Genomic DNA, 11016 nt, shown 5'->3' with positions numbered 1-11016 from the left:
TATCCCGTTTGTCGCAAACCGGGCAGCCCGGTCAGCGGAAGACGAGGCCATAAAAACAGCCCGTTGCCGAACCCGTCCTTCCCACAAGGAGTGTCGATGCCACGATGTCAGCAGCGCTTGCAGATCATCGGCCTTTGCCTGGCCGCCGGCCTGCTGGCGAGCGCCTGCGATCCCAAGCCCACCGCGCCTCCCACGCCGAAGGCCTCCACCGGCGCGAGCCCGACGGGCATCGCCCCCGCCGCCTCCGGTGACAAGGTCGAATCCTCCAGCTCCCACCAGGGCCCGTCCGAAGGCGGCGCGGCCGTGGGCGGCATGAGCGGACCGGGCGGCAGCTCCGGCGGCGCGGCGCCCGCGCCCAGCGGAGGCGACGGCACGGCGCCCAAGTAGCGCCACCAGGTTCATTCGAATTCGAAGTTACCCGCCAGAAGAAAAGAAGACCACGATGAAACACCCCATCACTTCACCGCTGCAGGAGGTTGTGTCATGGACATGAACCGCCGGCAATTCTTCCGCGTGAGCAGCGCGGGGCTGGTCGGCTCCAGCATCGTCGCGCTCGGCTTCTCGCCGACCGCCGCGCTGGCCGAGGCCCGCAACTTCAAGCTCGCGCGCACGACCGAAACCCGCAACACCTGCCCGTACTGCTCGGTGGGCTGCGGGCTCATCATGTACAGCCTGGGCGACAAGGCGAAGAACGTGGTGTCCGACATCCTCCACATCGAGGGCGATGCCGACCACCCCGTGAACCGCGGCACGCTGTGCCCCAAGGGCGCGGGCCTGCTCGACTTCGTGCACAGCCCCATGCGCCTGAAGTACCCCGAGGTGCGCGAGCCCGGCGGCACCGAGTGGAAGCGCATCGGCTGGGACGAGGCGCTCGACCGCATCGCCAAGCTGCTGAAGGCCGACCGCGACGCCAACTTCCAGACCACCAACGCCGACGGCAAGACCGTGAACCGCTGGACCAGCTCCGGCATGCTCTGCGCCTCGGCCTCGTCCAACGAAACCGGATACATCACGCACAAGGCATTCCGCTCGACCGGAATGCTGGTGTTCGACAACCAGGCACGCGTCTGACACGGACCTACGGTGGCCAGTCTGGCCCCGACGTTCGGCAGAGGCGCGATGACCAACCACTGGCAGGACATCCAGAACGCGGATGTGGTGCTGATCATGGGCGGCAACGCCGCGGAGGCGCACCCGTGCGGCTTCAAGTGGGTCATCGAGGCCAAGAAACAGAACAAGGCCCGCCTGGTGGTGGTCGATCCGCGCTTCACGCGCTCGGCTGCCATGGCCGACTACTACGCGCCGATACGCGCGGGGTCGGACATCGCCTTCCTGGCGGGGGTCATCAACTACCTGCTGGGCAACGACAAGATCCAGACCGAGTACGTCCGCAACTACACCAACGCGACCTTCATCGTCGGCCCCGACTACAAGTTCGAGGACGGCCTGTTCAGCGGCTACAACCCCGAAAAGCGCAACTACGACCCCAAGTCGTGGGGCTACGCGCTCGACGAGCAGGGCATGGCCAAGGTCGACATGAGCATGCAGGACCCGCAGTGCGTACTGCAGGTCATGAAGCGGCACTATTCGCGCTACACGCCCGAGATGGTGAGCCGCATCACCGGCACGCCGCAGGACAAGTTCCTGAAGGTGTGCGAGTACATCGCGAGCACCAGCACCTCCCAGCGCACCATGACCATCATGTACGCGCTGGGCTGGACGCAGCACAGCCAGGGCTCGCAGATGATCCGCACCGGCGCCATCGTTCAGCTGCTGCTGGGCAACATCGGCGTACCCGGCGGCGGCATGAATGCGCTGCGCGGCCACAGCAACATCCAGGGCCTCACCGACCTGGGGCTGCTGTCGAACTCGCTGCCCGGCTACATGTCGCTGGCGCGTGACAACGAGCAGACGCTGGAGGATTACTACAAGACCCGCGCGCTCAAGCCCCTGCGCCCCAACCAGATGAGCTACTGGCAGAACTACCCGAAGTTCTTCGTCAGCATGCAGAAGGCCTGGTGGGGCAACGCGGCCACGGCGGAGAACGACTGGGCCTTCAACTACCTGCCGAAGATCGACAGGCTCTACGACGTGCTTCAGGCCTTCGAGCTCATGAACCAGGGCAAGCTCAACGGCTACATCTGCCAGGGCTTCAACCCGGTGGGCTCGTTCCCCGACAAGAAGAAGATCGTCGACGGGCTCTCGAAGCTCAAGTTCCTGGTCACCATCGATCCGCTGCAGACCGAGACCAGCGAGTTCTGGCGCAACTTCGGCGAGTTCAACGACGTCAAGACCGCCGACATCCAGACCACGGTGTTCCGCCTGCCCTCCACCTGCTTCGCGGAGGAAGACGGCTCGCTCACCAACTCCAGCCGCTGGCTGCAGTGGCACTGGAAGGGTGCGGAGCCGCCGGGCGAGGCCAAGGGCGACATCGAGATCGTGGCGGGCATCTTCAACCGCATCCGCACGGCCTACGCCAAGGACGGCGGCGCCTTCCCCGACCCGATCGTCAAGCTCACCTGGCCCTACAAGATTCCGCACTCGCCCTCCGCGCAGGAATTGGCGATGGAATACAACGGCCGCGCGCTCGTCGACCTGACCGACCCGAAGGACCCGAGCAAGCCGCCGACGGCCAAGGCCGGCGAGCAGCTCGCGGGCTTCGGCCTGCTGCGCGACGACGGCAGCACCGCCAGCGGCTGCTGGATCTACGCAGGCGCATGGACGCAGGCCGGCAACCAGATGGCGCGGCGCGACAACGCCGACCCGTATGGCATCGGCATGGTGCAGAACTGGGCGTGGGCGTGGCCGGCGAACCGGCGCATCCTCTACAACGGAGCCTCGACCGACCCGGCCACCGGCAAGCCGTGGATCGCCAGGCGCGGCCTCATCGCGTGGAACGGCAAGCAGTGGGGCGGCGCCGACGTGCCCGACATCCGCCCCGACGCGAATCCGACCGATGCCGAGGCGGTGCGCCCCTTCATCATGACCGCCGAGGGCGTGGCGCGCCTGTTCGCGCCCACCGGCATGGCCGAAGGACCGCTGCCCGAGCACTACGAGCCCTTCGAGTCGCCGCTGGTCAACAACCTGATGCACCCGAACAACGAGAAGGCCCGCGCCAACCCCGCGGCGCGCATCTTCAAGGGTGACCTCGAGAGGCTCGGCGTGCCGAAGGACTTCCCGTACGTGGCGACCAGCTACCGGCTGACCGAGCACTTCCACTACTGGACCAAGAACGTGCGCACCTCGGCCATCATCCAGCCGCAGCAGTTCGTCGAGATCGGCGAGGAGCTTGCCAAGGAAAAAGGCATCGGCCACGGCGACATGGTCAAGGTGTCGAGCAAGCGCGGCTACATCAAGGCCGTGGCTGTGGTCACCAAGCGCATCGTCGGGCTGCAGGTGGACGGGCGCACGGTCCACACCGTGGGCCTGCCCAATCATTGGGGCTTCGTCGGCGTGGCCAAGCCGGGCTATCTGGTGAACACGCTGACGCCTTTCGTGGGTGATGCGAACACGCAGACGCCCGAGTACAAGTCGTTCACCGTGAACATCGAAAAGGCCTGAGCGATGTCGTCCCTTCAAACCCTGGACATCGCCGCCCGCTCGGCCACGACCACGCCGTCGCCCGACATCCGCAGCCGCCCGCAGGTGCAGCAGGTGGCCAAGCTGATCGACGTGTCGACCTGCATCGGCTGCAAGGCCTGCCAGGTCGCGTGCATGCAGTGGAACGACCTGCGCGACGAGATCGGCACCACGCACGGCACCTACGACAACCCGGTCGACCTCACGCCCTCCTCCTGGACGGTGATGAAGTTCTCCGAGGTGGAGCCCGAGGCCGGCAAGCTCGAATGGCTGATCCGCAAGGACGGCTGCATGCACTGCGAGGACCCTGGCTGCCTGAAGTCGTGCCCCTCGCCGGGCGCCATCGTCAAGTACGCCAACGGCATCGTCGACTTCATCAGCGAGCATTGCGTGGGCTGCGGCAACTGCGTCACGGGCTGTCCCTTCGACGTGCCGCGCATCAGCAAGGCCGACAACAAGGCCTACAAGTGCTCGCTGTGCTCCGACCGCGTGGGCGTGGGCCTGGAGCCGGCCTGCGTGAAGGCCTGCCCCACCGGCGCGCTGCACTTCGGCACCAAGGAAGACATGCACGAGTACGCCTCGGAACGCATCGTCGACCTGAAGGAACGCGGCTTCTCGAACGCCGGCGTGTACGACCCGGCGGGCGTGGGCGGCACGCACGTGATGTACGTGCTGCAGCACGCCGACCGGCCGGGCCTGTACGCCGACCTGCCGAAAGACCCGCAGATCAGCCCGCTGGTGTCGCTGTGGAAGGGCGTCGCCAAGCCGCTCGCGATGGTCGCCATGATCGGCGCCGTGGTGGGCAGCTTCTTCCACTACATGAAGACCGGCCCCATCGAGCCGAAGGACGAGCATCCGGATGCCGACCGCGATGGCAAGCCCGACGAGGTGGTGGTGATCGAGGAGCCGCCGGCCTCCTCGCCACCGTCCACCGCACCCCGCGCATGAGGAGAAGAACGCGATGACACGCTACTACCTTCGCCGCTACCGCGACGCCACGCGCATGAACCACTGGTTCGTCGCGATCATGTTCTTCGCCGCCGCGCTCTCGGGCCTGGCCTTCTTCCATCCGAGCCTGTTCTTCCTGAGCGCGCTCTTCGGCGGCGGCCCATGGACGCGCATCCTGCATCCCTTCATGGGCCTGCTGATGGTGCTGGGCTTCGTGTTCCTGTTCTTCACGATGTGGCGCGAGAACATCCTCGACAAGGGCGACCGCGAGTGGATCGCCAACGCGCCGAAGATGCTCAAGGGCGACAAGTCGAGCATGCCGCCCGTGGGCAAGTACAACGCCGGCCAGAAGCTGGTGTTCTGGGCCTTCGGCATCAGCCTGCTGCTGTTGCTGGTGACGGGCTTCATGTTCTGGAGCCCGTGGTTCGTCGGCTTCTTCCCGATCCTCGTGCGGCGCATCGCGGTGGTGGTGCACTCGGTCTCGGCCGTGGTGCTGATCCTGTCGGTCATCACGCACATCTACGCGGCCATCTGGGTCAAGGGCACGCTGCGCGCGATGACGCGAGGTACGGTCACCGAAGGCTGGGCAAAACTCAACCATCCGTTGTGGCATCGCAAAATGACGCGAGGTGAGTAGGCGAGTTCTCCCCCAGGCTTCGCGCACTTCGTGTCGCTTCGCCAACCCCCTTCCGGGGGCGATACCAGCGGCCCGGCAAAGCCGGTTCCGCGGTATCCCGCGAACAGAACCGGCCATGTCCTGTCTGGGGCCAATCACGTATCGCGAATCGCATGAATCGCTGTAGAGTCCGCTGAATGAGCAGTTCCAACGGCAGCGCACCGCCGACCAGAACCACCCGCATCCTCGAGCCCGAGCAGATCGCGATGCAGGCCGGGCGGCAGATGCCGTTCCTGCGCCTGCCGGTGCGCTCTCTCGCGTTCTCCGACCGGCAGTTGCGGCTGCGCCAGCTCGCCGCATCGCATCCGATGCGCGAGTACCTGATCTTCATCGCCGACCTCGCGCAGGCGCAGCACCAGGTGCTGCAGGACTACGCGCCGGTCGAGCTGCCCGAGACCGAAGCGCTCGAAGCCGCCGCGAAGGTGCTCAAGCCGCCGATGCCGGCTTTCGGCTGGACACGCGACCCCGTGTGGCTGAAGGAGCTGCGGCGGCTGCTCGCTCTCTTCCGCGCACGGCTGCCCGAAGGCCCCGCACGCGACACGCTGGACCGCGTGGCGGCCGCCGACGATGCATGGATCGACACGCAGGCTGACCGGCTCTCGCGCCGCATCATGTTCGGGCTCGACCTCGCCGCCGCGCCGCTGATCGCCGCGGGGCTGCAGGCCTACTGGACGCAGCTGGTGTTGCAGGTGGCCGAGAGCGCGGGCGAGAACATCTACGGCCGCACCGACCCCGGCAACGAATGCCCCTGCTGCGGCAGCGCACCCACGGTGAGCATCACGCGCATCGGCGCCGACGAGGCGGGCTTCCGCTACCTGCACTGCTCGCTGTGCGGCACCGAGTGGCATTACGTGCGCATCAAGTGCTCGCACTGCGAAAGCACCAAGGGCATCCACTTCGAGTCGCTGTCGCCGCAGCCCGGCGTCGAGCTGCCCGCCACCGGCGCGCGCGAAGGCGCGGTGAAGGCCGAGTGCTGCGACAGCTGCGGCCACTATCTCAAGCAGATCGCGATGGAGAAAGACCCCGAGGTCGAACCCGTCGCCGACGACCTGGCGAGCGTGACGCTCGACCTGCTCGTCTCCGAAGCCGGCCACCAGCGCAGCGGCCACAACCTGATGCTTCTGTTCGGCGAACCTGAAATCCCTGACGACGGCGGAGGCGGCTGATGGCGATGCCCGAAGAGTCCGTGGTCCACGGCTCGACGGCAAGGCCCCAGGATCTGCCTTCTGTCGATCAACTGCTGCGCCTCGCCGTGCCGGGTGCGCTTCTGGCCGAGCATGGCCATACGCTCGTGGTGAAAGAGGCGCGCGCGCTGCTCGAAGGGCTGCGCGCGCAGGCCGTGGCGGGCAAGCTCGCCGCGACCGAAGTGCAACCTGACGCATTGGGAAACGCGCTCGCGGCGCGCATCCAGTTCCGCCTCGCGCCACGCATGAAGGCGGTGCTGAACCTCACGGGCACCGTCATCCACACCAACCTCGGCCGCGCGCTGCTGGCCGACGCTGCGCTGCAGCGGCTGCTCGCGGTGATGACCTCGCCCAACAACCTCGAGTACGACCTCGCCACCGGCAGCCGCGGCGACCGCGACTCGCTGGTGGAAGAGCTGCTGTGCAGCATCACCGGTGCCGAGGCCGCCACGGTGGTCAACAACAACGCGGCGGCCGTGCTGCTCACCATCGCGGCGCTGGCGCGCGAGCGCGAGGTGATCGTCTCGCGCGGCGAGCTGGTGGAGATCGGCGGCGCCTTCCGCATGCCCGACGTGATGGCCAGCGCCGGCGCGCGCATGGTCGAGGTCGGCACCACCAACCGCACGCATCCGCAGGACTACGAGCGCGCCATCAACGAACACACCGCGCTGGTGATGAAGGTGCACACCAGCAACTACGCGGTGCAGGGCTTCACCTCGGCCGTCGACGAGGCCACGCTCGCCGGCATCGCGCATGCGCGCGGCGTGCCGCTGGCGACCGACCTGGGCAGCGGCTCGCTGATCGACCTCGCGCGCTACGGCCTGCCGCGCGAGCCGCTGCCGCAGGAGATGCTCGCGGCCGGCTGCGACGTGGTCACCTTCTCGGGCGACAAGCTGCTGGGCGGCCCGCAGGCCGGCCTCATCGTCGGCAGCAGGGAGGCCGTGGGCCGCATCCGCAAGTTCCCGATGAAGCGCGCGCTGCGCATGAGCAAGCTGCCGCTGGCCGCGCTCGAAGCCACGCTCTCGCTCTACCTGCGGCCCGAGCGCCTCGCGCAAGACCTGCCTACGCTGCGCCTGCTCACGCGGCCCGCAGATGCGATCCGCGAGATGGCCGAGAGCTTGAAGGCACCGGTGCAGGCGGCCGTGGCGCCGCGCTTCACCGTCGAGGTCGTGCCGCTGCTCGGGCAGATCGGCTCCGGCTCGCTGCCTGTCGAGCGGTTGCCCTCCGCAGGCCTCGCGATCGCGCCGGCCGGCACCTCGAAGAAGGGCATCGGCACCGCGCTCGATGCCCTCTCCGCCGCGCTGCGCGGCCTGCCGCTGCCGGTGATCGGCCGCATCGCCGAAGACCGCTTGCTGCTCGACCTGCGCTGCCTGGACGACAGCGCGCCCTTCACTGCCCAGCTCGATGCCCTGCGCGAGCGGCTGCAATAGACCAACTCCCTCAACCCATACTCCAGGAGAAAGCGATGAACCCCCTCGAAGTGCTCGCCGGTATCGAAACGCACACGCTGAAGCCGCTGGCCCAGCGCACCGACGCCGAGGGACGCTTTCCACGAGAGACGATCTCGGCGCTGGGCGAGGCCGGCCTGCTCGGGCTGGTCTCGGCCGCGTCGGTAGGCGGCCAGGGCCTGGGCCTGAAGGAGGCCGCGCAGGTGGTCTCGCGCATCGCGCAGACCTGCCCTTCCACCGCGATGGTCGTGTGCATGCACTACTGCGCCACGGCCGTGCTCGAACAGTTCGGCCCCGAGGAAACGCGCCGTGCGATCGCCAAGGGCACGCACCTGAGCACGCTGGCCTTTTCCGAGGCCGATTCGCGCAGCCACTTCTGGGCGCCCACCGGCACCGCGCGCGCGGATGGCGCGAACGTGGTGCTCGACGCCCGCAAGAGCTGGGTCACCTCTGCCTTCGAAGCCGACAGCTACGTGTGGTCGAGCAAGCCACTCGCGGCCGAAGGCGCCAGCACGCTGTGGCTGGTCGATGCGAAGTCCGACGGCCTGGGCCTGCCCGGCCGCTTCGACGGGCTGGGCCTGCGCGGCAATGCATCCACGCCGATCACCGCTAGCAACGTGCGCATTCCCGCGAGCGCGCGGCTCGGCGAGGACGGCAAGGGCTTCGACACCATGATGGGCGTGGTGCTGCCATGGTTCTCGGTGCTCAGCGCCGCCTGCTCGACCGGGCTGATGGAAGGCGCGCTGCAAGCTGCCATCGGCCACGTGAGCCAGACGCGGCACGTGCACCTCGATTCGTCGCTGGCCGACCTGCCCACCATCCGCGCCTATCTGGCGAAGGCGCGCATCAAGACCGACATGGCGCAAGCGCTGCTTGACGACACCGTCGCCGCCATCGGCGCGGGCCGGGCCGACACCATGCTGCGCGTGCTCGAAGTGAAGGCGGCCGCCGCCGAGTCCGCGTTGGAGGTCACCGACATCGCGATGCGCGTGTGCGGCGGCGCAGCCTTCCGCAAGGAGGCGGGCATCGAGCGGCTGTTCCGCGATGCGCGCGCCTCGAGCGTGATGGCGCCCACGTCCGACGTGCTCTACGACTTCATCGGCAAGGCCATTACCGGCCTGCCGCTGTTCTGAGGAAGGATCGACTCCATGCCCGAACCGACGCTGATCATGGGCGCCGTGGCCTACGCGCCCAAGGTCATCACCATCTGGGAAGGCTTCAAGGCCTTCTTCGCAAAGAACGGCCTGGCCTTCGACTACGTGCTGTATTCGAACTACGAAAGCCAGGTCGAGGCCCAGTTCGACGGCACGCTGCACCTCGCGTGGAACTCGCCGCTGGCCTGGGTGCGCGCCGAGCGCATCGCGCGCAGCCGGGGCCTGAAGGTGCAGGCCGTGGCGATGCGCGACACCGACTGCGACCTGCGCTCGGCCATCGTCGTGCGCGCCGACAGCCCCGTGCAGTCGCTGGCCGACCTGCGCGGCAAGACCATCGGTTTCGGCGCGCTCGATTCGCCGCAGGCCACGCTGATCCCGCTCGACCACCTGCGCGGCGAGGGGCTGGTGAAGCAGCGCGACTTCCAGGTGCGCTACTTCGACGTGCTCGGCGGCAAGCACGGCGACCACATCGGCGGCGAGCGCGACGCGGCGCTGGCGCTGATGGCGGGCGAAATCGACGCTTGCTGCCTGATCGACGGCAACCACCTGGCCTTCGGCCTCGACGGCACGCTGCCGCCGGGCGGCACGCGTGTGGTGGCGCGCACCGGCGCCTACGACCACTGCAATTTCACCACCAGCCCCGGCGCGCCGGCTGCGCTGGTCGACCGCTTCGTCTCGCTGCTGATGGCGATGCGCTGGGACGACCCGCAGGTGCGCCCGCTGCTCGAACTCGAGGGCCTGCGCGAATGGCGCCCCGGCCGCACCAGCGGCTATGCGCTGCTCGAACGCGCGGTGGACGACGAAGGCTTCTACGACGGCGATGGCCGCATCACCAACACCGACTATCGATATTGAGTCGCTGGGCCTCGACCAGGGCGCCCTGCTGCTCATCCGCCGCGCGCTGGCCGAACGGCCGGTGGGCGGCGAGTTGCGCGTGCGCGGCCGCTCGCCGGACTGGCGCATGCACCTGGAGGCGTGGTGCCGAAGCCAGGGGCATGCGCTGCGCTTCGATGCGGCGCATGAAGAAGCGCTGGTCACGCGCGGCCCTCATGCCGAAGGCCGCTGGCTCGGCGCGCAGTCGACCGGCGATGCCGACGACGTGCCCGCCGAGGATGCCGCTTCCGGCTGGGGCCTTGCCGCGCGCGGCGCCACGGTGGAAGCCGGCAGCCCGCCCTTCTTCTTCGCGCTGCATCGCCGCGACGAGCTCTGGGCCGCGACGGCCGGCGAACTCTACCGGCAGGCAGCCGCAGCCCAGTGGGACCCGGCCACCGCCATCGACTGGGACGCCCCCTTCGAACTGCCGGGCGCCGTGGAAGCCGCCGTGGTGCAGGTGATGACCTACCTCATCGAGAACGAGAACGCCGCGCTGCTGGTGCCGGCGCGCCACCTGGGCCAGATTCATCCGCACTTCCGCGAGGTGCTGCAACTGCTGGCGCTGCAGTGCGCGGACGAGGCGCGGCATGTCGAAGTCTTCACGCGCCGCGCCACGCTGCGCGGCCACCAGCCCGCGCTGTCGACGGCCGGCGGGCAGGCCTCGCTGCGCACGCTGTTCGACGCGCCCGATTTCTCCGTCGCCACCTTCCTGCTGGCCGTGCTCGGCGAGGGCAGCTTCGTGAACCTGCTCAACTTCCTGCATGCGCACGCGCCCGACCCGGTGACCCGGCAGATCGCGCGGCTCGCCGCGCGCGACGAGGCGCGCCACGTCGCCTTCGGCATGGCGCACCTGGAATACCGGCTCTCGGTGCAGCCCGACTACCAGACACGGCTGCGCAACGCCATCGAGCTGCGCTATGACACGCTGGCCGGCACGGCGGGCCTCAACGAGGAGGTGTTCGATTCGCTCGTGCTGCTGGCGGCGGGCGAGCTATCGCCCGCCGCCGTCGCGCACGGCCATGCGGCCGTGCAGCAGTTGCAGCGCGACATGGCGGCCGGGCGCCGGGCGCGGCTCTCGCGGCTGGGCTTCGGGCACGACGAGGCGCAACGGCTCGCCGAGCTGCACACCCGCAACTTCATGTGACGACCTACCC

9 protein-coding genes are annotated in these 11016 nt (G+C 68.5%); all 9 read left to right on the top strand.

What is annotated here, in order from left to right:
• The first annotated feature begins 96 nt into the window (after positions 1-96).
• Positions 97-387: a hypothetical protein gene (locus tag AC1VNX_RS08605; RefSeq protein WP_483156316.1), complete on the top strand. Its 291-nt coding sequence runs from the start codon at positions 97-99 to the stop codon at positions 385-387.
• A gap of 96 nt (positions 388-483) precedes the next feature.
• The gene (gene fdnG, locus AC1VNX_RS08600) at positions 484-3561 is read left to right on the top strand and encodes a formate dehydrogenase-N subunit alpha (protein ID WP_483156315.1); all 3078 of its coding nucleotides are present in this window, start codon (positions 484-486) and stop codon (positions 3559-3561) included.
• A 3-nt stretch (positions 3562-3564) separates the two neighbouring features.
• Positions 3565-4527, top strand: a complete 963-nt coding sequence (gene fdxH, locus AC1VNX_RS08595) for a formate dehydrogenase subunit beta (RefSeq protein WP_483156314.1) — start codon at positions 3565-3567, stop codon at positions 4525-4527.
• A 13-nt stretch (positions 4528-4540) separates the two neighbouring features.
• The gene (locus tag AC1VNX_RS08590) at positions 4541-5164 is read left to right on the top strand and encodes a formate dehydrogenase subunit gamma (RefSeq protein WP_483156313.1); all 624 of its coding nucleotides are present in this window, start codon (positions 4541-4543) and stop codon (positions 5162-5164) included.
• Between the two features lie 176 nt (positions 5165-5340).
• Entirely contained in the window at positions 5341-6369 is a 1029-nt protein-coding gene (fdhE, locus tag AC1VNX_RS08585; protein ID WP_483156312.1) for a formate dehydrogenase accessory protein FdhE, read from the top strand.
• Positions 6369-7817: an L-seryl-tRNA(Sec) selenium transferase gene (gene selA, locus AC1VNX_RS08580; RefSeq protein WP_483156311.1), complete on the top strand. Its 1449-nt coding sequence runs from the start codon at positions 6369-6371 to the stop codon at positions 7815-7817. The genes fdhE and selA overlap by 1 nt, the downstream gene beginning before the upstream one ends.
• 35 nt (positions 7818-7852) lie before the next feature.
• A complete protein-coding gene (locus tag AC1VNX_RS08575; RefSeq protein WP_483156310.1) occupies positions 7853-8968 on the top strand; it encodes an acyl-CoA dehydrogenase family protein in 1116 nt (371 codons plus the stop codon).
• A 15-nt stretch (positions 8969-8983) separates the two neighbouring features.
• Complete coding sequence (locus AC1VNX_RS08570) at positions 8984-9844, top strand: phosphate/phosphite/phosphonate ABC transporter substrate-binding protein (protein WP_483156309.1); 861 nt, start codon at positions 8984-8986, stop codon at positions 9842-9844.
• Positions 9810-11006, top strand: a complete 1197-nt coding sequence (locus tag AC1VNX_RS08565; RefSeq protein ID WP_483156308.1) for a ferritin-like domain-containing protein — start codon at positions 9810-9812, stop codon at positions 11004-11006. Before AC1VNX_RS08570 ends, AC1VNX_RS08565 begins: the two co-directional genes overlap by 35 nt.
• Positions 11007-11016: the final 10 nt, after the last annotated feature.

The sequence above is a fragment of the Variovorax sp. TLI9-5A genome (genome assembly GCF_056867935.1).
Note: the sequence above shows the minus strand (reverse complement) of the source record. Positions and strands in the feature narration are given on the sequence as shown.